Below are 22,849 nucleotides of genomic sequence, written 5' to 3' on the forward strand. Positions count from 1 at the left end.
GGTTGTTTTGACTATTTCAGACGGATTTCAGGCGCCAACAAGCGCTAGGGAAAGCACGCGAGACACCTTCAAAAGCCTTTTTTCAAAGACGCAGCCGAGGATGCTTCTTTGAAAAACTGGTTTTTTAATTGAAGGACTTCCCCCATGAACGCCGCTGTGCAAAGCCTGAACATCCAGGCTCCCGACTACGTCAAAAATCCCAAGCTCGTTGCCTGGGTCGCCGAAATGGCCGCGCTGTGCAAGCCTGCCCAGATCCACTGGTGCGACGGCTCGCAAGCCGAATACGACGCGCTGTGCCAGCAGCTGGTGGACGCAGGCACCTTCAAGCCCCTGGCCAAGCGCCCCGGCTCCTTCCTGGCCTGGACCGATCCTTCGGACGTGGCTCGCGTGGAAGACCGCACCTATATCTGCTCCGCCAAGAAGGAAGACGCAGGCCCCACCAACAACTGGATGGAACCTGCGGAAATGCGCGCCACGCTGAACCCGCTGTTCGACGGCTGCATGGCTGGCCGCACCATGTACGTGGTGCCCTTCTCCATGGGCCCGCTGGGTTCGCCCATCGCCCACGTGGGTATCGAGCTGTCCGACAGCCCCTATGTGGCCGTCAACATGAAGATCATGACCCGCATGGGCAAGGCCGTGTATGACGTGATCGGCACCAGCGGCGAGTTCGTGCCCTGCGTGCACACCATCGGCGCCCCTCTGGCCGCAGGCCAGAAGGACGAGACCACCTGGCCTTGCAGCAAGACCAAGTACATCGTTCACTATCCCGAAACCCGCGAAATCTGGTCCTACGGTTCGGGCTACGGCGGCAATGCGCTGCTGGGCAAGAAGTGCTTTGCGCTGCGTATCGCCTCCACCATGGGCCGCGACCAGGGCTGGCTGGCCGAGCACATGCTGATCCTGGGCGTCACCAACCCCGAAGGCAAGAAGTACCACGTGGCTGCCGCCTTCCCCTCGGCCTGTGGCAAGACCAATTTCTCCATGCTGGTGCCGCCCAAGGCCTTCGACGGCTGGAAGGTCACGACCATCGGTGACGACATCGCCTGGATCAAGCCCCAGGCCGACGGCTCGCTGCGCGCCATCAACCCCGAGGCCGGTTACTTCGGCGTGGCTCCCGGCACCAATATGCTCACGAACCCGAACTGCATGTTGAGCCTGGACAAGAACGTGATCTTCACCAACGTGGCCCTGACCGATGACGGCGACGTGTGGTGGGAAGGCCTGGAAAAGGATCAGGGCAAGCTGCCCGATCACCTGATCGACTGGCAAGGCAAGGACTGGACGCCCCAGATCGCCAAGGAAACCGGTGCCAAGGCCGCTCACCCCAATGCCCGCTTCACCGTGGCTGCCACCAACAACCCCGCGCTGGACGAAGCCTGGGACGATCCCGCCGGCGTGAAGATCGATGCCATGATCTTCGGCGGCCGCCGCTCCACCACCGTGCCTCTGGTGACCGAAGCCCGCGACTGGACCGAAGGCGTTTACATGGCAGCGACCATGGGCTCCGAAACCACGGCCGCCGCCTTTGGCGCGCAAGGCGTGGTGCGCCGTGATCCCTTCGCCATGCTGCCTTTTGCCGGCTACAACATGAGCGACTATTTCCAGCACTGGCTGGACCTGGGCGCCAAGATCGAAGGCCAGGGCGCAACCCTGCCCAAGATCTTCACCACCAACTGGTTCCGCAAGAACGCCGAAGGCAAGTTCGTCTGGCCCGGCTACGGTGAGAACATGCGCGTTCTGAAGTGGATGATCGACCGTCTGGAAGGCCAGGTCCAAGGCCAGGAAACCGCCTTCGGTATTGCTCCCCAGTACGCTGAAATCAACTGGACCGGTCTGGACTTCGACGCCGCCCAGTTCGACAGCGTGACCAATATCGACAAGGCTGCCTGGGCCGAGGAAATGAAGCTGCACGGCGAGCATTTCGACAAGCTGGCCTACAACCTGCCTAAGGCCATGCTGGACACCAAGGCCAAGCTCGAAGAGCGCCTGTCCGCCTAAGCCTTTGATGGAATAGAAAAGCCCTGCAGGCCGCTGGCCGCAGGGCTTTTCTTTTTGAACCGTTGTTTTGATAGCTGTTGGCGCTTGCCGGACAAGGGGTGGACGCTCATTTCATGAAGCGTCGAGAGGGCATGAAAAAAGCCGCTGGCCTTGTGGGCAGCGGCTTTTCGAGGGAAGCGGTCCGGGCGCTTAGCGGCTCTGGCGATCCATGGCACGGGCCAGATCGGCCATCAGGCGGGCATCTTGCAGCGCAGCGTTCCAGACGCGTTCATCGGCAGCAGCTTGCTGGCGGCTCTTGACCCAGGCGCGGTAGCCGGTGCGCACCAGATTGATGGCACGGCGTGCGGGAGTGGAGAAGAGGGCAATGCTGGCAAAAGCCATGGCCCACAGAACCATCCAGGCGGCCATCATATGACCGTCGCTCCAGGTCTCGGTAGCCTGGAAGACGCCAGCGGCCAGGGCGGCCAGGACCACAGCCAGCACCATCCAGTAGGACCTGGACTGGGATTGCGCCTCGTGCTCGGCAGCAATGGCGGCCATGCGTTCATCGCTGGCTTGATAGATACGCACCACACCAGGGTGCTCGACACAGTAGGAGTTGTAAATAAAGTTGCTCATGGCAGTTAACCCTTTGACCCACGCTTTTGGCGAATTGCCCGGGGAATAGGTGTAACTATAGGGATTACCCTAGGTATGTTCAAATTTATATTTTGAATCTGTAGCATTCACAGCAGTGATGTATTGGGTGATGCCATGTCTTTGAACTTTCGTTCTCTGGATCTCAATCTGCTGCGCGTCTTCGACGAGGTCATGTCCGAGCGCAGCCTCACGCGCGCGGCGCACAAGCTCAGCATCACCCAGCCGGCGGTCAGCAATGCCATGCGCCGGCTGCGCGAGGTCCTGGGCGACGAGCTGCTGGTGCGCCAGGGACAGGGCGTGGAGCCTACGCCGCGTGCCCAGGCCCTGTGGCCGGTGATACGCGAGGCCTTGCAGCATCTGGAGGGTGCACTCGCACCCGATGAGTTCGATCCCGAGACGGCCGCCACCACGTTCGTGATCGCCATGGCCGATGCCACGGCTGCCACGCTGATTCCGCCGCTGTACCCGATTCTGGCGCGCGAGGCTCCGGGCCTGGGCATACGCCTGCTGCCGCTGACCACGCGCGATCCAAGACCCTTGCTCGATGATGGCGAGGCCGATATGGCCGTGGGCTATTTTCCCGCCGTACTGGCCGATCTGACGGCGCGTGCGCAGGCCGGCGGTCTGGTGGCGTTTGACAGCCGCCGCCTGTACGAGGGCGAGTACCTGTGCGTGATGCGCAAAGGCCATCCGCTGGCGCATGTGCCGCTGACGCTGGACAACTACTGCGCGGCCCGCCATATGCTGGTCAGCTTCTCGGGCCGCTCCTTCGGCTTCATCGACGAGGCCCTGGCCTCGCTGGGGCGTTCGCGCGAAGTGGTGCTCACCGTCAACCAGTTCTTCACCGCGGCGCGCGTGGTGATCAACTCCGATCTGCTGACCATCTTGCCGCGCCATTTTGTGCCCGTGACCGGCATGAGCGACCAGCTGGAGCTGCGCGATCTGCCCTTCGATGTCACGCCCGTGCATGTGGATGCACTGTGGCGTCGGCGCGGCCCGCACCCGCAGGCCTATGACTGGCTGCTGAAAACGCTGACGCGCTCGGCCGAGATCACCTTTGCCAACGGTTCGGCCCAGGTCACTCACCATGGTTGACTAAACTAGTCACATGAAGATCCAGCTGCTGTCCGACCTGCACCTCGAAGTCCACCCCCAATTCGTGGCCCAGCCTGCCGCGGGCGCCGATGTGCTGGTGCTGGCCGGCGACATCGGCTCCTACCAGAGCAGCACCCAGGTCGACGGCGAGAACTTCGGGCTGGAGCGTTTCTCGCCGCTGCCGCAATACGCCAACTGGCCCACGCCCGTGCTGTTCGTGCCCGGCAATCACGAATACGACATGCAGGACTTCGACGAGGCACGGCTGCGCCTGCAGCGTGTGTGCGACAGGCTGGGACTGATCTGGCTCGATCGTGAAACCGTGGTCATGGACGGGGTGCGTTTCATCGGCACCACGCTGTGGAGCGATTTCGACGCCATGGCCATGCATGAAGGCGTGAGCGATGCCACGCGCTTGCACAAGCTGCGCGAGAAGGCCTTTCGCGCCGCCAATTTCTATCTGCAAAAGACCGGCGGCAGTCGCCAGGGCGAGCCGTTTCTGGCCGCGCCCATGCGCGAGGAAAGCCTGCTTTGCCAGGACTGGCTACGCGCCGCGCTGCAGCAGCCTTTTGACGGACCCACGGTGGCCGTGACCCACTTTGCGCCCAGCCTGCGCAGTGCCGATCCGCGCTACGGGCTGGTGCCCGGTACGGCCGGTTTCTGCAATGTGATGGACGACTTTCTGCCCCATGCCCAGCTCTGGCTGCACGGCCATCTGCATTGCGCCAGCGACTACATCGCGTGCGGCCAGCGCGAGGACGGCAGCGAATGGCAATGCCGTGTGGTGGCCAATCCCCTGGGCTATGCCCGCAAGGGAGAGCAGGATGACTTTCTGCCGGCATCGACAATTGACTTGAGCCAAGTCAAGATGCTGACTGTCCCCAGCCCTTAGGCTTGAGACATCAACAAGGAGAAATTGGTATGAAGATCTTGCTCGCCGTGGACGGCAGTGCCTACACCCAGAAAATGCTGGCCTATCTGACCTCGCATCAGGAGATGCTGGGCACGGGCCATGAGTACACCATCATCACCGTGCAGCCGCTGCTGCCGCCTCGTGCACGCGCTGCGCTGGGCAAGGAAGTGGTGGAGCAGTACTACGACGAAGAATCCGCCAAGATCCTGCAGCCCGTGCTGGAGTTCCTGAAGGGGCGTGGCGTCGAGGCGCAAAGCATCGCCAAGGTCGGTCCCATTGCCGACACCATCATCCATGCCGCCCAGGACGGCAAGTTCGACCTGATCGCCATGGGCACACACGGCCACGGTGCGCTGGGCCGTCTGGTCATGGGCTCGGTCAGCTCGCAGGTGCTGGCGGGCTGCACCATTCCCGTGCTGCTGATTCGCTGATTTTCATAGCTGCTTGCGCTTGATTTACATGCGTATCAGGCTTGAATCAGCTTCAAATCAAGGTTAGATGAGCGTCCACAGCTACAAAAACCAAGGTACCTCCGTTTGACATCAAGCTCTCAAGGCCGCGCTGCAAAGCACGGCCTTTTTTCTTGTCTGCATCAAACCGCTTGCAGCACTTGCCGGGCCTTGCCCAGCAAGGCCTGGCTGACACGGGCCAGCACGCGTGACTCCAGATTCCAGCAATGCCAGAACAGCGCGATGGACAGCACATGGCCTGTTGCCACGTCGATCAGTTCACCGGCATCCAGCGCAGGCTGCACCAGCAACTGCGGCAGCACGCCCACGCCCCAGCCGGCACGCACGGCACGTACCTGCGCCTCGCAACTGGGCAGCAGAATCTGATGCTGCAGCGACACATTGCGCAGACCCAGGCAACGCGCCACAAATTCGGCCTGCATATCGTCCTTGCGGTTGAAGGACAGATAGGGCAGCTGGTTGAAGTTCTTGCGCGTCAGCCCCTGCGGCAGTCTTTGCTGCGCAAATTCGCTAGAGGCCACGGCCACATAGCGCATGGCGCCCAGGGGCTGCACGGCGCAGCCGCGCAGGGCCTGACTCAGCGTGGTGACGCAGCCCATGACCTGGCCCGAGCGCAGAAGCTCCTGCGTGAAGTCCTGATCGTCGACCACCACCTCCAGCGGCAGGCCGCTCTTTACCAGCTCGTCGAGAGCCGTCATGGCCCAGGTGGCAATGCTGTCGGCATTGATGGCGATGGAGACGATTTCTCCGGCCAGACTCTGCCCGGTCTGCGGTGCCAGCTCCTGCAGCTCATGCGCGAGATCGGCGCGCAGCAGGCGTAGCTGTTTGGCATGCTTGAGCAGCAGCCGCCCGGCGCTGGTAGGTTTGACGGGGCGCGTGCGCTCCACCAGCACCGAACCCACCTGAGCCTCCAGTGCACGCAGGCGCTGGGATACGGCCGACTGGGTGATGTGCAGCTTTTGCGCCGCGCGCTCGAAGCCGCCTTCCTCCACGATGGCGGCCAGACATTCAAGCGCAGCAGGGTCCCAGGAACTCATGGCAATTTCATTAGCTTTTCTGATGAAACTGCTGAAAATTTAATGCTGCTTTTGTTTGTCCGCAAGAGTGCAGACACTGGCCGCATGAACATCATCGTCCTGGGCGCCGGCATCATCGGCATCAGCACCGCCTGGCATCTGCGCGAGCGCGGTCATCAAGTCACCGTGGTGGATCGTCAGAGCGGTCCGGCCCTGGAAACCAGCTATGCCAATGGTGGCCAGATCTCGGTCAGCTACTGCGAGCCCTGGGCGAATCGCCAGGCGCCCTGGAAGGCGCTCAAATGGATGTTCGACAAAGAGGCTCCGCTGCTGTTCAGGCCCCAGGCCGACAGCGCGCAATGGCGCTGGTGCCTGCAGTTCCTGGCCCAGTGCAATGACCGGGCGTTCGCGCGCAATGTGCAGCAGATCGTGGCGCTGGGCGCCTACAGCCATCTGGCGCTCAAGGACATGGTCCAGAAGACCGGTATCGAGTTCGAGCGGCTGGAGCGTGGCATTGCCCATTTCTACAGCAGCCCGCAGGCGTTTGCCGAGGCCGCCGAAGGCGTGGAGCTGATGCGGCAATACGGCGTGCAGCGTCGTCTGGTCAGCCGCGACGAGCTGCTGGCCATCGAGCCAGCATTCACGCCCTACGCGGCGCAGATTGCGGGCGGCACCTTCACTGCCACCGATGAGTCCGGTGATGCGCGTCTGTTCACCGAAAAGCTGGCCGGTCTCTGTGCCCAGGCCGGTGTGCAATTCCTCTACGGCCACGACATCCTGAGCCTGCAGCCAGCGCGCCGGGGCAAGCCTGCCCAGGTGCAGATTCGCGACGGCAGCGATGGAGCCCCGCGCATGCTGAGCGCGGATGCCGTGGTGGTCGCCTGCGGCTCCTACACGCCGTTGCTGCTCAGGCCTCTGGGCGTGCATGTGCCCATCTATCCGGGCAAGGGTTATAGCGCCACCTTGCCGCTGCTGCGGCCCGAAAAAGCCCCCATGGTCTCCACCATCGACGACAGCCGCAAGGTCGCCATGAGCCGTTTGGGCAACCGACTGCGGGTAGCCGGCACCATAGAGCTGGGAGGCTTCGATCTGAGTCTGGACACGCCCACGGCCAGGGCGCGCTGCGAGATGCTGGTCAGGCGCGTGGAGGAGCTGTTGCCCGGCGTCTGCGACACGCGCCTGCCCGAGCAGGGTGGCGATCCGCAGTTCTGGTGCGGCCTGCGGCCCGCCACGCCCAGCAATATTCCCTGCATCGGTGCCACGCAGGCAAGAGGCATCTGGGTCAATGCCGGGCATGGCACCCTGGGCTGGACGCATGGTGCAGGCTCGGGCAAGGCCATGGCGGCCCTGATGAGCGGCGAGCGCCCGGCGCTGGATTTCCGGTTCTGGGATGAGCCGGCACACGACGTCGCACGCGGCGCGCGGATTGCGTCGGCCTGAGCCTGACACAGGGCATAGGACTGCAGGACGAGTACGGGCTGGCTGACTCTTTTGCCCGGATTGACGGTATCGCTGCGTGGGGCTCTTACATACAATCACGCCAGCAACTCGTCCATGCCATGATCCAGCACGACATCACTCCTGCCCTTGAAACCTCACGTTCCTTTGCGCGCTCATTGCCCATGGCTTTGCTCAAGGCCCGCGAGGCGGTCATGGTGCGCTTTCGTCCCTCGCTGCGTGCGCATGGCCTGACCGAGCAGCAATGGCGCGTGCTGCGCATCATGTGGGTGGCCGACAAGCGCCTGCGTCCCATGGAGCTGTCGCAGCTGACCTTCATCAGCATGCCCAGTCTCTCGCGCCTGCTCAAGACGCTGGAAGGACGCCTGCTCATCAAGCGCGGCCGCCATGTAGCCGATCTGCGGGGCTCCGAGTTTGCCCTCACGCCAGCCGGCCAGGAGATGGTGGCCCAGATCGTGCCGCACTTCGAGACCATCTACACCGAGATCGAGGCGCAACTGGGCAGCGCCGAGAGCGAGCAGCTGTTCCGCATCCTCGAGCATGTGGTGCAAAGCCTGGGCCTGCCCGGCGAAGACGAGCTGGGCCAGGACTGAGGCGCCGGCCACGGCACAATGCAGTCATGAGTGCTGCGATCGCCGTCATCGACTTTGAAACCACGGGCATGACGCCCGCCCAGGGCGCCAGGGCCACCGAGGTGGCCATCGTGCTGCTGGAGCAGGGTCGCGTGGTGGACCGTTTCCAGAGCCTGATGCAGACCGGGGCCTGGGTCTCGCCCTTCATCACCGAACTCACCGGTATCACCAACGCCATGCTGCGCACGGCGCCGCCCGCCGCCGAGGTGATGCGCGATGCGGCCCGCTTTGTGGGCGGCGCGCCCATGGTGGCCCACAACGCATCGTTCGACAGCAAGTTCTGGCAGGCCGAGCTGGCGCTGGCGGGCGAAGCCGCCCCCCAGCTGTTTGCCTGCACCGTGCTGCTGTCGCGCCGCATCTATCCCCAGGCGCCCAGTCACAGCCTGGGCAATCTGGCGCGTTATCTGCACCTGCCTTCCACGGGGCGTGCCCACCGGGCGCTGGCCGATGCCGAGATGGCGGCGGCCCTGCTGGCCCGCATGCAGCAGGACCTGTGCGAGCGCCATGCCCTGCCCTGGCCCGAACATGCGCTGCTGATGCAGCTGCAACGCTGCAGCAAGGCCAAGGTCGGCGGCTGGCTGGCGCAGCAAGCCGGTCAGGGGCTGCTGGCAGCCCAGACCCAGGATTGATGAAGATTTGGCCTGCAGGCCTTTTCAATCCTGCGTCAGAAGCTATCAAAATTGAAGACTCTGGCCTTAAGCCCTTACGGATTGTGACCGGCAAGGTTCAAGTTGATAATTGATCAAGTCCTGCAGATGCTCCTTGTATCTGCTGATCTTGAACCGTGGCGCGCCGTTGTGGTCGCTGACTTGAGCCCTGAATTTCGTGAACTCCGCCTTGCCTACCTCCGTCCTGCGTTCGGCCTTGCCTTTCTCGCAGCGCGAATTTCGCGATGCGCTGGGGCAATTTGCCACCGGCGTGACCATCATCACGGCGCGCAGTGCAGAGGGCCATGCGGTGGGCTCCACGGTCAGCTCCTTCAACGCACTGTCGTTGGCGCCCTCGCTGGTGTTATGGAGCCTGGGTCTGAAGGCCAACTCACTGCCCGTGTTCCGGCACTGCACGCATTACGCGATCCATGTGCTGGCGGCTTCGCAAAAGCCGCTGGCCGAGCTGTTTGCGCGCAAGGGTGCGGACCGTTTCAGCCATACGCCGCATCATGACTCCGAGCATGGCGTGCCGCTGCTGGAGGGCTGCAGCGCGGTCTTCGAGTGCCGCAATCTGCGCCAGCATGAGGAGGGCGATCATCTGCTCTTCATTGGCGAGGTGGATCGCTGCGAGCACCATACCGACCGCGCACCGCTGCTCTACCACTCTGGCCATATGCACGCCCACGGCTTCGTCAAATGAAGCCGGATGCCGACTGGGAGCCCTACCTAGTCGGCTTGAACGATACCGATCTCCAAGGCTCGCCCTAGATTGCCCCCAGACCTGAGTGCGTCAGGTCAGAGGACAGTGTTGCAACGCTTTGGAGACAGATCATGATCGATTGCGAAGACAGGCCGGCCCATACCCAGCTCAAGGTGGCCACGGCAAGCGGGACGGGGATCGAGCTCAGGCGCATCTCTCCCGCCATAGGCGTGGAGGTCTCGGGCATAGACCTGCGCCAGCCCGTGAGCGAGGAGCAGGCGCGCGAGCTGCGTCAGGCACTGGTGGCACACAAGGTGCTGGTGTTTCGCGAGCAGAACATCACGCCTGCCCAGCATGTGGCATTTGCGCGCCGCTTCGGCGAGCTGGAGCTGCATCCGGTATTTCCCCATCACCCCGACCACGCCGAGCTGGTGCTGCTGGGCGGCAACAGCAAGATCCCGGGCACCGAGAACGTCTATCACACCGATGTCTCCTGGCGCGAGACACCCTCCATGGCTTCGGTGCTGCGCTGCGTGGAATGCCCCGAGGTCGGCGGCGACACGGTCTGGATCAATATGGAGCAGGCCTACGAGCAGCTGCCCGAGACGCGCAAGCAGCAGATCGCCGGCCTGTATGCCGTGCATGACATCCTGCCCTCGTTCGGTGCGCGCATGACGCCCGCCGAGCAGGCCCAGGCCCGCGGCAAATACCCGCCCGTGGTGCACCCGGTGGTGCGCACCCACCCCGAAAGCGGCAAGAAGATTCTCTACGTCAACGAAACCTTCGTCACGCACTTTGCCAACTTCAGCTCGAACTTTGCCAGCTTCCGCTCGGCCAACGAAATTCATGCCCAGCAACAGGACCTGATGAACTATCTGCTGCGCCAGCCCGCGATTCCGGAATACCAGATGCGTCTGCACTGGGAGCCCAACACCATTGCCATGTGGGACAACCGCTCCACCCAGCATTACGCGATTCAGGACTATTTCCCGGCGGTGCGCCGCATGCATCGCGCCACGGTCGTGGGCGACAAACCGTTCTGAGGCGCCCGCCGATCAAACTGGGTCGTGCAGGTGGTTTAACGCTGCGTTAAACCACCTGCGGCAGTCTTGTCTTGTAGAGTTCAAAGCAGCAAGCATCTGCTTTGAACCTCCCAAACAGCGAGACAGAACATGCAGCAACAAGACTTTGATTACGACTTTCTGGTCATAGGCGGTGGCTCTGGCGGCGTGCGCGCCAGCCGTGTGGCAGCCGGTCTGGGGGCCCGTGTGGCTGTGGTGGAGGCAGCCCGGCTGGGCGGTACCTGCGTCAACGTGGGCTGCATTCCCAAGAAGCTGCTCAGCCATGCAGCGCATTTCAGCCAGCTGGCCGAGGAGGCCCGGGGCTTTGGCTGGCAGCTGGCGCAGCCCCAGTTCGACTGGCCCACGCTGATTGCCAACAAGGACCGCGAAATCGAGCGCCTGAACAGCGTCTACGGCCGCATGCTGGCTGGGGCAGGCATTACCCTTGTCCACGGTCGTGCGGCGCTCTCGGGGCCGCATAGCGTGCTGGTGAATGGCCAGACCATCCATGCCCGCCATATCCTGATTGCAACGGGCGGAACGCCCAGCATGCCCGATATTCCAGGCGTGGAGCATGCCATCAGCTCCGACGAGGCCTTCCATCTGCCGCATCTGCCCAGGCGAGTGGTGGTCGTGGGCGGAGGCTATATCGCCGTGGAGTTCGCCTCCATCTTCAACGGCCTGGGCGCCGAGACGACCCTGCTGCACCGCCGTCAGCAACTGCTGCGCGGCTTTGATGCAGACCTGGGTCTGCATCTGGGCCAGGAGATGGCTCAGCTGGGTGTGAGCTTTCGCTGGGGTGAAGAAATCCAGGCCATCAGCAAGCAGGCGGACGGCCTGCATCTGCAGCTCAAGAGCGGCGAGCAACTGGTCGTGGACTGCGTGATGTACGCCACGGGTCGCGTGCCCCTGATCGAAGGGCTGGGGCTGGAGGCTGCGGGTGTCAAGGTCAACGACAGGGGCGCCATCGAAGTGGACCAGCATTTCTGCAGCAATGTGCCCTCCATCCATGCCGTGGGCGATGTGGTCGATCGCATGGCTCTGACACCCGTGGCGCTGGCTGAGGGGACGGTGCTTGCCCATCATCTGTTCGGCCAGGGCGGCAAGAGTGCTCCCGACTACGAACTGGTGCCGACGGCGGTGTTTTCCCATCCGCAGGTGGGCACCGTGGGCCTGTCGGAGGAGGTGGCGCGCGAGCGCTTCGGTGCGGTGCAGGTTTTCCAGTCCGGCTTCAGGCCGCTGACCAACCGCATGGGGGCCGAGCCCGAGAACGTCTTCCTCAAGCTCATCGTCTCCACGGACGACCAGCGCGTGCGTGGCGTGCATATGGTGGGCGAGGGCGCGGGCGAGCTGATGCAGGGCTTTGCCGTGGCGCTGCAATGCGGCGCGACCAAGCAGCAGTTCGATTCGACCATAGGCATACACCCGACCGTGGCCGAGGAGCTGGTGACCATGCGGGAGCCGGTGCGGGAATGAGAAACGCCCCCCGCGCGTTCGCTCTGTGGGGCGCGCAGGGCGAAACCGCAATGAAAAATGGGCCTTTTCAGGCCCATTTCTTATCCATCAAGCGTCATACGCTTGAAAGAGCGGGTCGGCTTCAGCCGCGTGCGGCATCCGGCAGCTCGATCTTGACTTCCAGAACCTCAAGGTTTTCCTGGCGCTCCAGCTGTACCTTGATGTCATTGGGGTTGATGTCCACATACTTGGAAATCACGGCCATCAGCTCTTTTTGCAGAGCCGGAAGATAGTCGGGCTTGCCGCTTTCGCCGCCAACGCGCTCGCGCGCGAGAATGATCTGCAGACGCTCCTTGGCGACCGAAGCGGACTTCTTCTTCTCCCCGAGCAGAAACGACAACATGGACATCAGGCTTACCTCCCGCCAAACATGCGCTTGAAGAAACCGGGTTTGACGGCTTCGGTAAAGCGCATGGGTTTTTCTTCGCCCAGGAATCGGGCCACCACATCCTGATAGGCCTCGGCCACATCCGTGCCTTGCATATGCACGGCGGGAATGCCTTGGTTGGAGGCCTGGAGCACGGTTTCGGATTCGGGGATCACGCCGATCAGCTCGATGCGCAGAATGTCCTGGATGTCCTCCAGCGACAGCATCTGGCCATCTTCCACGCGATTGGGGTTGTAGCGCGTGATCAGCAGATGTTCCTTGATGCGCTCGCCCTTGACCGCACGCTCCGTCTTGGAGCTGAGCATGCCCAGAATACGGTCGGAGTCACGCACCGACGAGACTTCGGGGTTGGTCACCACCAGGGCCTCTTCGGCATAGTGCATGGCCATCAGTGCACCGCTTTCAATGCCGGCGGGCGAGTCGCAGATGATGAACTCGAAGTCCATGGCGGACAGATCGTCCAGCACCTTCTTCACGCCTTCCTGCGTGAGGGCTTCCTTGTCTCGGGTCTGCGAAGCAGCCAGCACGAACAGGTTTTCGCACTGCTTGTCCTTGATCAGGGCCTGGTTCAGATTGGCCTCGCCCTGGATGACATTGATGAGGTCATAGACCACGCGGCGTTCGCAGCCCATGATCAGATCGAGATTGCGCAGACCCACATCGAAGTCAATCACTGCGGTCTTGTGGCCGCGCAGTGCGAGGCCGGATGCGAAGCTGGCGCTGGTGGTGGTCTTGCCGACACCGCCTTTGCCAGAGGTCACGACGACGATTTTGGCCATGTTTGCACGATTCCTTTAAGACAAATGGGGCAGGTTGATAGGGTGTCCGGTGTGTCTCTCATACCGGCTCGATGACGATTTTTTCTCCTTCCAGACGCACCTTGGCAGCTTTGCCGGCGACTTCTTTGGGGAGATCGGTTTCAATTGTGCGGTAGATACCTGCGATGGAAAGCAGTTGCGCCTCCATGCAAGTGCTAAAAATTCTTGCGCTGGTATTGCCGCTGGCCCCGGCCACGGCGCGGCCGCGCAGCGGCGCATAGACATGGACGTTGCCGTCTGCAATCACCTCGGCACCATAGCTGACCATGTCCAGAACCACAATGTCGGTGCCTTTGGCATAGACGCGCTGACCTGAGCGCAGCGGCCGGTCCACGATGACGGCATCGGCCAGCGGAGCAGGCACCTCGACCTCCACTTCGCGAATGATTTCGTGGATTTCCGGCTCGGCGCGGCGCGTCGGCATGGCATCGGGGGCTGCACTCAGACCAAGGGCCCTGGCTGCTTCCATCTGGGCCTCGCTGCCGCTGCGCACGGCAACGGGCACGGTGCGGTGGTTGCGCAGGGCCTCGATCAGGGCCGGGAAGTCGATTTCTTCCTCTGCTTCGCGCACCTGGCTGAGGTCGATCAGCACGGGGTCGTTATCGAAGAAGTCCGGGTCGTCGGCAAGACGGCGTGCCAGATCCTGGGCCAGCGCCTGCATGTCGGTGCTGCGAAGTACCACGGAAAGCACCGGCAGTTGTGCGCTCTTGAGGTCAAAGCTGGGGCGCTCGGCGCCGGTCGATTCAACAGACATGGATGGGATCAGCGCACATCAGGTGCTCTATGAGGACGACAAAGTGTACCTGCCTACCGGCAAAAGATATGGTCACCGAGTGTTTGCACTGCAACACTTGATGCACCTCAGAGGCCTCTGTTTGTGCAGGTCTGGATGAAAATACAGTCATGTCTCCAGAGCTTTTGATCCAGGGCGCCTGTGCCAGCATCACCTTGCGCCGTCCCGAAGTTGCCAACAAACTGCTGCCCGAAGACCTGATCGTGCTGCGCCGTCAGATCGATGAGGTCAACGCCAGCCCTGCGGTGCTGGTGCTGACGCTGCAGGCGGTGGGCAGGCATTTCTGCAGCGGCTACGACATTGGCGAGATTGCCAACAGCCAGAACGAGGGAAGCTCCTTCGGCGAGATGGTGGACGCCATAGAGAGCTGCCGCGCCGTGACGATTGCCGCCATCCAGGGCGGGGTGTTTGGCGGCGCCACCGATATGGCGCTGGCCTGCGATTTCCGCGTCGGCGGTGCCAACAGCCAGATGTTCATGCCCGCCGCGCGGCTGGGCCTGCATTTCTACCTCTCGGGCCTGGAGCGCTATGTGACCCGGCTGGGCCTGGATACGGCCAAGCGCCTGTTTCTGACCTGCGAGAAGCTGCAGGCCCAGGCGATGAAGGACTGCGGCTTTCTGACCGATCTGGTGGACGGCACAGATATCGGCGAGCGCGTGGTGCAGCTGCAGTCCACGCTGTCCGGCATGGCGCCGCTGGCCTTGCTGGGCATGAAGAAACACCTCAACGCCATTGCCCGCGGCGTGCATGACAAGGCCGGCATCGATGCTGCCGTGCAGGCCACCATAGAGTCGGCCGATCTGAAGGAGGGCGGCGCGGCCTGGCGCGAAAAAAGAGCCGCCCGCTTTCAGGGGCACTGAGCCCCAAGAAGGGACGGCATTCCTTTGCAAAGCGGTGGGGCCGCCCAGGCCCTTGCTCCGCGCCTGCCGCGTCAGGACACCGCGCCTGCTTCGACCCTGGCCAGGTATTCCCTGGCAAAGCCCTCGTACCAGTCCAGGCAGCCGGGGTTGGCCATGGCGTCCTTGTTGACCACCTTGGCCAGGGGCTGTCCCAGCAGCAGCTTCTTGATGGGCAGCTCCTGCTTCTTGCCGCTGAGCGTGCGCGGTATCTCGGCCACGGCAAAGATATCGTCGGGCACAAAGCGCGGCGACAGCGCCGAGCGTATGGCCTTGTTGATGCGCTCGCGCAGCGCCGCATCGAGTTCCACGCCGGGGCGCAGGGCGACAAACAGCGGCATATAGCTGTCCTTGCCCAGGTATTCCAGGTCCACCACCATGCTGTCCAGCACCTCGGGCAGGGCTTCTACGGCGCTGTAGATCTCGCTGGTACCCATGCGCAGGCCGTGGCGGTTGATGGTCGCATCGCTGCGGCCGTAGATGATGCAGCCGCCCTCGCCGAGCAGCTTGATCCAGTCGCCATGACGCCAGACAGGTCCCATCTCGGCCGGGCCGTCACCGCCGCCGGGTTGGCGGCCATGACCGGCGGGATACATGTCGAAATAGCTGGACAGGTATCTTTTCCCGAATGGGTCGCCCCCACGCTCCCCCACTGCGTGTGGGTCGCTGTCCCTAAGCCGGGCGCCCCCCGAGGGGGCCTTCGCACCTTGAGGCGGCTCGGCGGTGCTCACGTCTCCCCACAGGAACAGCGGCATGGACGGAATGGGCTGGGTACAGACCAGCTCGCCGACCTCGTCCATCACGGGCTGGCCCTCTTCGTTCCAGGCCTCGACGGCCGCGCCCAGCTGGCGGCATTGCATGACGCCGGGCACCAGCGGCAGATCGCGGTTGCCACCGATAAAGGCACCGGCAAAATCTGTCCCTCCAGACAGGTTGTTCCACCAAATGTCAGGGCGTCCAAGCTTGGCAAACTGCTCCGTCCCCCACTGCTGCACTTCGGCAGACAGCGGCGAGCCCGTGCTGCCCAGCCCGCGTATGCGTGACAGATCGCCGCAGGCGGACAGATCGACACCGGCCTTCATGCAGTTGGCGTAGAAGGCCGCGCCTGAGCCAAAGCTGGTCACGCCGGTCTCGGCCGCGAAGCGCCACAGCGTGCCCCAGTCGGGCCTGTCCTTGCTGCCGCCGGGGCTGCCGTCGAAGATCACGCAGGTTGTGCCGCCCAGCAGGCCCGAGACCTGGGCATTCCACATCACCCAGCCCGTGGAGCTGTACCAGTGGTAGCGCTCGCCCCAGCTGTTGGGCTCGTAGCTGCAGCCGATGTCGTTGTGCAGGCCCTTGAGCTGCAGGGCCACCAGCACCATGCCGCCATGACCGTGGACTATGGGCTTGGGCAGGCCGGTGGTGCCGCTGGAGTAGACGATCCACAGCGGGTGGTCGAACGCCAGCCATTCTGGTTCAAAGGCTGCAGTATCAGCATCATTTCTCGCTGTAACGCTGGTGTAGTCTGCGGTGTCAGCTATCTTTATCGAGGTATCCAGATTGGGCACCAGCACCACGTGCTGCACGCTGGGCAGGCCGCTGCGCAGCTCCTGCAGGACCTCGCGCCGGTCTATGTCCTTGCCTGCGTAATGCACGCCGTCCACGGCGATCAGCGCCTTGGGCGCTATCTGCCTGAAGCGGTCGAGCACGGCATGGGTGCCCATGTCGGGTGCGCAGATGCTCCAGATGGCGCCCAGGCTGGCGCAGGCCAGAAAGGCGACCATGGCCTCGGGAATATTGGGCAGGTAGGCCGCGACGCGGTCGCCCTTGGCGACGCCCTGGGCTCGCAGATGCAGGGCCAGGGCCGCCACCTGACGCTGCAGCTCGGGCCAGCTCAGCTCGCGCTGCAGGCCCTGCTCGTTGCGGCTGATGACGGCCGGCATGCCGGCGGCATGTGCCGGCTGGACATGGCGCAGCACCTGCTGCACATAGTTCACCTGTGCGCCCGGGAACCATTGCGCACCGGGCATGGTGTTGCTGGCCAGCACCGCGCTGTGCGACGTTGGCGACTGCAGGTCGAAGTAATCCCAGATGCTTTGCCAGAAGGCATCGAGATCGCTGGTCGACCAGCGCCACAGCGCGTCATAGTCGGCGAAGCTCAGGCCGCGCGTTTCACGCAGCCAGTTCTGGTACAGCCGGATCTGGGGAATGTAGGGGGCGGGGTGTTGGGGGGCACAGGACATGGCTTCAGCCTAGCGCTGCAGTCCTTGCAAGTCATTGGTGGTGGCCCCTTGGCCTGTCACCTGCGCAGCAGCGCGGTCGGCTGTATGGGCGCACACCAGCACAGCTCAGCGGTCAAACCGATAATCGGGGCCTGTCTACACCGTCAACGGCGCATGCCGGCGACCCGCACCCCCATGTCCGCTTTGCCCACCCGCGTGCTGGCCGTCATTCCGCCGATGACGCAGCTCAACACTCCCTACCCCTCCACGGCCTATCTGACCGGCTTTCTGCGCTCGCGTGGCATCACCGCCATGCAGGAAGACCTGGCACTGGCCCTGGTGCTGCAGCTGCTCTCGCCCGATGGCCTGCGCGCCGTGGCCGAGCGCATCCGGAGCCTGCCGGTCGGCAAGCACACGCCTGCCGTCCAGTCCTTTGTCGCGCAACAGGAGCGCTATCTGGCCACGATTGCGCCCACGATTGCGTTTTTGCAGGGGCGAGACTCCACGCTGGCCCATCGCATCGTGGGGCGCCACTTTCTGCCCGAAGGACCACGCTTTTCCACGCTGGACGTGTATGAGGACGAGGAAGGCGGCGATCCGCTGGGCTGGGCTTTCGGGGCCCTGGGACTGCAGGACAAGGCCAAGCATCTGGCCACGCTGTACCTCAACGATCTGGCCGATGTGCTGCGCGATGCCGTGGACGAGCGCTTCGAGTTCGTGCGCTATGCCGAGTCGCTGGCCGGCAGCCAGCCCAGCTTCGATCCGCTGGCCAGCGCACTGGCGGCAGAGCCCAATCTGGTAGACGAGGTGCTGGAGCGCCTGACGCTGGAGGCCGTGGAGCGCCACCAGCCCACGGTGGTGCTGCTGTCCGTGCCCTTTCCGGGCTCGGCCTATGCGGCGTTTCGCATTGCCCAGACCATCAAGCGGCGCTTCCCGCAGATTGCCACGGTGCTGGGCGGCGGCTTTGTCAACACCGAGCTGCGCGAGCTGGCCGAGCCGCGCGTGTTCGACTACTTTGACTTCGTGACGCTGGATGCGGGCGAACGCCCGCTGCTGGCGCTGCTCGAGCATCTGCGTGGCGAGCGCGGCAGATCGCGTCTGGTGCGCAGCTTTGTGCGGGCCGACGACGGCAAGGTCCAGTACGTGAACATGATGGAGTCCGACATCGCGTTTGCCGAGGTCGGCACGCCCACCTGGGACGGCCTGCCGCTGGACAGATACCTGTCGCTGCTGGACATGCTCAACCCCATGCACCGTCTGTGGAGCGACGGGCGCTGGAACAAGCTGACTGTGGCCCATGGCTGCTACTGGAAGAAGTGCAGCTTCTGCGATGTGAGCCTGGACTATATCGGTCGCTACGAAGGCGCCAGCGCCGCCGTGCTGGCCGACCGCATCGAGGCCATCGTCGCCGAGACCGGCCAGACCGGCTTTCACTTTGTCGATGAAGCCGCACCGCCCAAGGCGCTCAAGGCGCTGTCGCAGGAGCTGATTGCGCGCAACGCCGGCATCTCCTGGTGGGGCAATGTGCGCTTCGAGAAGACCTTCACGCCCGAGCTGGCCGAGCTGATGGCCGACAGCGGCTGCATCGCCATCTCCGGCGGTCTGGAAGTGGCATCCGACCGGCTGCTGGCGCTGATGAAAAAGGGCGTGACCGTGGACCAGGTGGCACGCGTGACCAAGGCGTTCTCGGAGGCCGGCATTCTGGTCCACGCCTATCTGATGTACGGCTTTCCGACGCAGACCGTGCAGGACACGGTGGACGCGCTCGAGTATGTGCGCCAGCTGTTCCTCAACGGCTGCATTCAAAGCGGCTTCTTTCACCGCTTCAGCTGCACCGTGCACTCGCCCGTGGGCCTCAACCCCGAGGAATACGGCATCGAGCTGCCGCCGCTGCCCGAGGGCAACTTTGCCAAGAACGACCGCCCCTTCATCGACCCTACGGGCGTCGATCACGACGCATTGGGCGCGGCGCTCAAGAAGGCCATCTACAACTTCATGCATGGCATAGCGCTGGAGGAGGATGTGCGCATGTGGTTCCCGTTCAAGGTGCCCAAGCCCACGGTCAAGCGCGACCGCATTGCGCGTGCGCTGCAGCAGAAGCAGTGAATTTGATAGCTGTTAGCGCTTGCTGATAAACAACTTTAGATTTGTTTATTGATTAATTCATTGACGGTTTTGCGCTGCAAGCTATGTATTTGATAGTTTGCCCTTGTGCAGCCGTTTTCCCGCGTGTGCGAGAGACCACAGTCCCTGGTTTACCAGTGCTTGCACGGCCCCAGCGGGCAAGCACTGCTTGCCATAATCTGCTCCGTTTTTGATATCTCCAAGGAGCGATGGGATGGGAATGTTTCAATGGACGGAGCGATCGTCCGATGTCTTGCAGGGCGGTGGCGTCATCGGCCCCGATGAGCGACTGCCCTGGACACAGACCGGTTTGATGGGTATCCAGCACGTGATCGCCATGTTTGGCTCCACCGTGCTGGCCCCCATCCTCATGGGTTTTGATCCCAATCTGGCGGTGTTGATGAGCGGCGTCGGCACGCTGATCTTCTTTCTCATCACCGGCGGCAAGGTACCCAGCTATCTGGGCTCTTCCTTTGCCTTCATCGGCGTGGTCAACATCGCCACCGGCTATGTGGCCAGCCAGGGACCTGCCAACGCCAATATCGGCGTGGCGCTGGGCGGCATCATTGCCTGCGGCTTTGTCTACATGCTGGTCGGCCTGCTGGTGCAGATGGTGGGAACGGCCTGGATCGAACGCTTCATGCCGCCCGTGGTGACGGGCGCCGTGGTGGCCATCATCGGCCTGAACCTGGCCGCGATTCCCATCAAGAACATGGCGTCCAACAACTTCGAGTCCTGGATGCAGGCGCTGACCTTTGTCTCCGTGGCGCTGGTGGCCGTGTTCACGCGCGGCATGCTGCAGCGCCTGCTGATCCTGATCGGACTGATCATTGCCAGCGTGCTCTATGCCGTCTTCACCAACGGCCTGGGCTGGGGCAAGCCCGTGGATCTGAGCGGCGTGCTCAATGCCGCCTGGTTCGGCATTCCCAGCTTCCATGCCCCGGTGTTCACCAGCAATGCCATGCTGCTGATCGTGCCCGTGGTCATCATCCTGGTGGCAGAGAACCTGGGCCATATCAAGGCCGTGACGGCCATGACGGGCAAGAACCTGGACCAGTACATGGGCCGGGCCTTCATCGGTGACGGCGTGGCCACCATGGTCTCCGGCGCAGCCGGCGGCACGGGAGTGACCACCTATGCCGAAAACATCGGCGTGATGGCTGCCACCCGCATCTACTCCACGGCCGTGTTCTTTGTGGCGGCCCTGCTGGCCGTTCTGCTGGGCTTCTCGCCCAAGTTCGGTGCGCTGATCCAGGCCATTCCCCTGCCCGTGATGGGCGGTGTCTCCATCGTGGTGTTCGGCCTGATCGCCATTGCCGGCGCCAAGATCTGGGTGGACAACAAGGTGGACTTTTCCGACACCAAGAATCTGATCGTGGCTGCCATCACCCTGATTCTGGGCACCGGAGAATTCACGCTGAGGTTCGGCGAATTCGCGCTGGGCGGCATCGGCTGCGCCACCTTTGGCGCCATCATCCTGTATGCGCTGCTGACCATGGGCGAGCGCAAATCTGAAACCAAGGTACAGGCCAAGTGAGTGCCAACATGTAATCGGGGAACATTCCCTTGACAGCAGCGCGGGGCCTTTGCCGAGAATTCCGGTGTTAATGTTCCGCGCTGGTAACATTTCTCTCTGGAGATATGCCGCCCTACCCGGGCGGTTTTTTTTAGAGGTGCCAGCCCGAGCGCCGAGCATGAGCCGCAAAAATAGCCAGCGCGTTGGCACCGGTCAGGCTCGCGTGGCGGGCTGGGGCCTCTGAGTTTGGAGCATGCAATGTCCATCGCAGATCGCGTACGTTACCCAGAATTCCTCTCGCGCGTCATGACGGCCGAAGAGGCCGCCGCCCTCATTCCCCACGGTGTCAATGTCGGCATGAGCGGCTTTACCGGAGCCGGTTACCCCAAGGCATTGCCCCAGGCCATAGCGGCCCGTGCCAAGGCCGAGCATGCCCAGGGCAAGCCCTACAAGATCAATGTCTGGACCGGCGCGTCCACCGCCGCTGAATGCGACGGCGTGATGGCCGAAGCCCATGCACTGGGTCAGCGCCTGCCCTTCAACACCGACCCCATCGCGCGCAAGGCCGTGAACTCGGGCGAGATCGACTTCATCGACATGCATCTGTCCCATGTGGCGCAGCATGCCTGGTTCGGCTTTCTGGGCCATATGAACATCGCCGTGATCGAGGTGCTGGGCGTGACCGCCGACGGCCTGCTGATTCCGTCGACCGCCGTGGGCAACAACAAGACCTGGCTGGAGATCGCCGACAAGGTGATTCTGGAGGTCAACACCAAGCCGCCCGCCCGGATGGAGGGCATGCACGACATCTACTACGGCACGGCCATCCCGCCGCGCCGCATGCCCATCAACATGACGCATGCCGACGACCGTATCGGCGATGCCTACCTGAAGGTGGATCCCGCCAAGGTTGTCGCCGTGGTCGAGACCCACAAGGGCGACCGCGACAATGTGTTTGCCACACCGGACGAAAACTCCCAAAAAATAGCCGGCTACATCATCGACTTCCTGGCCCACGAGATGAAGATGGGCCGCCTGCCCAAGGAAATGCTGCCCATCCAGTCGGGCGTGGGCAATGTGGCCAATGCCGTGCTGGCCGGGCTGCTGACCGGCCCGTTCGAGAACCTGCTGGGCTTTACCGAAGTGCTGCAGGACGGCATGCTGGATCTGCTGCGCGCGGGCAAGATGAGCAAGGCCTCGGCCACATCGATCTCGCTGTCTGCCGCGGCCTACAAGGACTTCGAGGACAACATCGACTTCTACCGCGAGCGCATCATCCTGCGCCCGCAGGAAATCTCCAACCACCCCGAGCTGGTGCGCCGCCTGGGCATCATCGCCATGAACTCGATGATCGAAGCCGACATCTACGGCAACATCAACTCCACCCATGTCATGGGCACGGGCATGATGAACGGCATCGGCGGATCGGGAGACTTTGCACGCAACGGCTATCTGTCTTTCTTCGTCACGCCCTCGGTGGCCAAGGACGGCAAGATCAGCTGCATCGTGCCCATGTGCTCGCATGTGGACCACACCGAGCATGACACCCAGATCGTCGTCACCGAGCAAGGTCTGGCCGATCTGCGCGGCCTGTCGCCCAAGCAGCGTGCGCAAGTCATCATCGACAAGTGTGCCCATCCGGACTATCGCGCCCAGCTGCAGGATTATTTCGACCGCTCACGCCAGCAGGGTGCACAGCACACGCCGCATATCCTGACCGAGGCACTGTCCTGGCATCAGCGCTTCATGGACAAGGGCGATATGCGCGCTTGAACAGGTTCCCCCTGAGGCGCTTCGGGGGACGACACCATTGCTGCGGGGCGGCGGGGCCGCCCAGGCCCTTGCTTGGTGTCTCTGACATGGAGTGTGGAGGGGGTGAAAGCTGTGCCTAGTCCGCTTGGTGCTGGCGTCTGCTGCTCCAAGTCCTTAGCATCGAAGGACGCTCTGCAAGGAGCGTCCTTTT

The 22,849-nt window shown here is 63.1% G+C and carries 20 protein-coding genes; 14 read left to right on the forward strand and 6 right to left on the reverse strand.

Translation table 11 applies throughout. The features are described 5' to 3' along the window. The first annotated feature begins 144 nt into the window (after window positions 1-144). The gene (locus NOX35_RS00355) at window positions 145-2,001 is read left to right on the forward strand and encodes a phosphoenolpyruvate carboxykinase (GTP) (RefSeq protein WP_182285180.1); all 1,857 of its coding nucleotides are present in this window, start codon (window positions 145-147) and stop codon (window positions 1,999-2,001) included. 189 nt (window positions 2,002-2,190) lie between these two features. Here NOX35_RS00355 and NOX35_RS00360 read toward each other — a convergent pair whose 3' ends face one another. After that, window positions 2,191-2,619: a hypothetical protein gene (locus NOX35_RS00360; RefSeq protein ID WP_003065220.1), complete on the reverse strand. Its 429-nt coding sequence runs from the start codon at window positions 2,617-2,619 to the stop codon at window positions 2,191-2,193. 135 nt (window positions 2,620-2,754) lie between these two features. On the opposite strand from NOX35_RS00360, the gene NOX35_RS00365 reads away from it, so the two are divergent. The 3 genes from NOX35_RS00365 to NOX35_RS00375 are packed head-to-tail and all read left to right on the forward strand — an operon-like array spanning window position 2,755 to window position 5,079. Beyond that, window positions 2,755-3,735 carry a LysR family transcriptional regulator gene (locus NOX35_RS00365; protein WP_182285181.1) on the forward strand — a complete coding sequence of 327 codons (981 nt, stop codon included), beginning with the start codon at window positions 2,755-2,757 and terminating at the stop codon, window positions 3,733-3,735. A 13-nt stretch (window positions 3,736-3,748) separates the two neighbouring features. After that, complete coding sequence (locus NOX35_RS00370) at window positions 3,749-4,627, forward strand: metallophosphoesterase (RefSeq protein ID WP_012836586.1); 879 nt, start codon at window positions 3,749-3,751, stop codon at window positions 4,625-4,627. Between the two features lie 29 nt (window positions 4,628-4,656). Then, the gene (locus tag NOX35_RS00375) at window positions 4,657-5,079 is read left to right on the forward strand and encodes a universal stress protein (RefSeq protein ID WP_003065214.1); all 423 of its coding nucleotides are present in this window, start codon (window positions 4,657-4,659) and stop codon (window positions 5,077-5,079) included. Window positions 5,080-5,240: 161 nt separating this feature from the next. On the opposite strand, the gene NOX35_RS00380 is transcribed toward NOX35_RS00375, so the two are convergent. After that, a complete protein-coding gene (locus NOX35_RS00380; protein ID WP_256495353.1) occupies window positions 5,241-6,155 on the reverse strand; it encodes a LysR family transcriptional regulator ArgP in 915 nt (304 codons plus the stop codon). 42 nt (window positions 6,156-6,197) lie between these two features. Between NOX35_RS00380 and NOX35_RS00385 the strand changes: the two genes are divergently transcribed. From NOX35_RS00385 to gorA, 6 genes are all read left to right on the forward strand, one after another. Further along, window positions 6,198-7,574 carry a D-amino acid dehydrogenase gene (locus tag NOX35_RS00385; protein WP_256495354.1) on the forward strand — a complete coding sequence of 459 codons (1,377 nt, stop codon included), beginning with the start codon at window positions 6,198-6,200 and terminating at the stop codon, window positions 7,572-7,574. A 119-nt stretch (window positions 7,575-7,693) separates the two neighbouring features. Next, window positions 7,694-8,185 (forward strand): homoprotocatechuate degradation operon regulator HpaR, encoded by a 492-nt coding sequence (hpaR, locus tag NOX35_RS00390; protein WP_182285184.1) that lies wholly within the window; start codon window positions 7,694-7,696, stop codon window positions 8,183-8,185. Between the two features lie 26 nt (window positions 8,186-8,211). Continuing rightward, window positions 8,212-8,853, forward strand: coding sequence for a PolC-type DNA polymerase III (locus tag NOX35_RS00395; protein WP_182285185.1), 642 nt, complete (start codon window positions 8,212-8,214; stop codon window positions 8,851-8,853). A gap of 196 nt (window positions 8,854-9,049) precedes the next feature. After that, entirely contained in the window at window positions 9,050-9,574 is a 525-nt protein-coding gene (locus NOX35_RS00400) for a flavin reductase family protein (RefSeq protein ID WP_182285186.1), read from the forward strand. A 131-nt stretch (window positions 9,575-9,705) separates the two neighbouring features. Further along, on the forward strand, window positions 9,706-10,617 hold the full coding sequence (locus NOX35_RS00405; protein ID WP_256495357.1) for a TauD/TfdA family dioxygenase: 912 nt from the start codon (window positions 9,706-9,708) through the stop codon (window positions 10,615-10,617). A 129-nt stretch (window positions 10,618-10,746) separates the two neighbouring features. Continuing rightward, window positions 10,747-12,111 (forward strand): glutathione-disulfide reductase, encoded by a 1,365-nt coding sequence (gene gorA, locus NOX35_RS00410; RefSeq protein ID WP_256495358.1) that lies wholly within the window; start codon window positions 10,747-10,749, stop codon window positions 12,109-12,111. 121 nt (window positions 12,112-12,232) lie between these two features. On the opposite strand, the gene minE is transcribed toward gorA, so the two are convergent. From minE to minC, 3 genes are read right to left on the reverse strand one after another with little or no spacing between them, the layout of a single operon-like run. Continuing rightward, complete coding sequence (gene minE / locus NOX35_RS00415; RefSeq protein WP_003071985.1) at window positions 12,233-12,499, reverse strand: cell division topological specificity factor MinE; 267 nt, start codon at window positions 12,497-12,499, stop codon at window positions 12,233-12,235. Between the two features lie 5 nt (window positions 12,500-12,504). Beyond that, window positions 12,505-13,317 (reverse strand): septum site-determining protein MinD, encoded by an 813-nt coding sequence (minD, locus tag NOX35_RS00420; protein WP_003069672.1) that lies wholly within the window; start codon window positions 13,315-13,317, stop codon window positions 12,505-12,507. Window positions 13,318-13,375: 58 nt separating this feature from the next. After that, window positions 13,376-14,110, reverse strand: coding sequence for a septum site-determining protein MinC (minC, locus tag NOX35_RS00425; protein WP_182285189.1), 735 nt, complete (start codon window positions 14,108-14,110; stop codon window positions 13,376-13,378). Window positions 14,111-14,259: 149 nt separating this feature from the next. On the opposite strand from minC, the gene NOX35_RS00430 reads away from it, so the two are divergent. Next, window positions 14,260-15,009 carry an enoyl-CoA hydratase/isomerase family protein gene (locus NOX35_RS00430; protein WP_256495360.1) on the forward strand — a complete coding sequence of 250 codons (750 nt, stop codon included), beginning with the start codon at window positions 14,260-14,262 and terminating at the stop codon, window positions 15,007-15,009. Window positions 15,010-15,080: 71 nt separating this feature from the next. Here NOX35_RS00430 and NOX35_RS00435 read toward each other — a convergent pair whose 3' ends face one another. Continuing rightward, entirely contained in the window at window positions 15,081-17,267 is a 2,187-nt protein-coding gene (locus NOX35_RS00435) for an acetoacetate--CoA ligase (RefSeq protein ID WP_256495361.1), read from the reverse strand. 174 nt (window positions 17,268-17,441) lie between these two features. Here NOX35_RS00435 and NOX35_RS00440 point away from each other — a divergent pair, with 174 nt between their 5' ends. The 3 genes from NOX35_RS00440 (at window position 17,442) to NOX35_RS00450 (ending at window position 22,659) form a co-directional block, all read left to right on the forward strand. Next, entirely contained in the window at window positions 17,442-19,352 is a 1,911-nt protein-coding gene (locus NOX35_RS00440; RefSeq protein WP_182285192.1) for a radical SAM protein, read from the forward strand. Between the two features lie 232 nt (window positions 19,353-19,584). Continuing rightward, a complete protein-coding gene (locus tag NOX35_RS00445; protein WP_256495362.1) occupies window positions 19,585-20,907 on the forward strand; it encodes a solute carrier family 23 protein in 1,323 nt (440 codons plus the stop codon). A 237-nt stretch (window positions 20,908-21,144) separates the two neighbouring features. After that, on the forward strand, window positions 21,145-22,659 hold the full coding sequence (locus NOX35_RS00450; protein ID WP_256495363.1) for an acetyl-CoA hydrolase/transferase family protein: 1,515 nt from the start codon (window positions 21,145-21,147) through the stop codon (window positions 22,657-22,659). Window positions 22,660-22,849: the final 190 nt, after the last annotated feature.

Origin of the sequence: Comamonas sp. C11, assembly GCF_024496285.1 — a bacterium.
GTDB classification, from domain to species: Bacteria; Pseudomonadota; Gammaproteobacteria; order Burkholderiales; family Burkholderiaceae_C; genus Comamonas; species Comamonas testosteroni_F.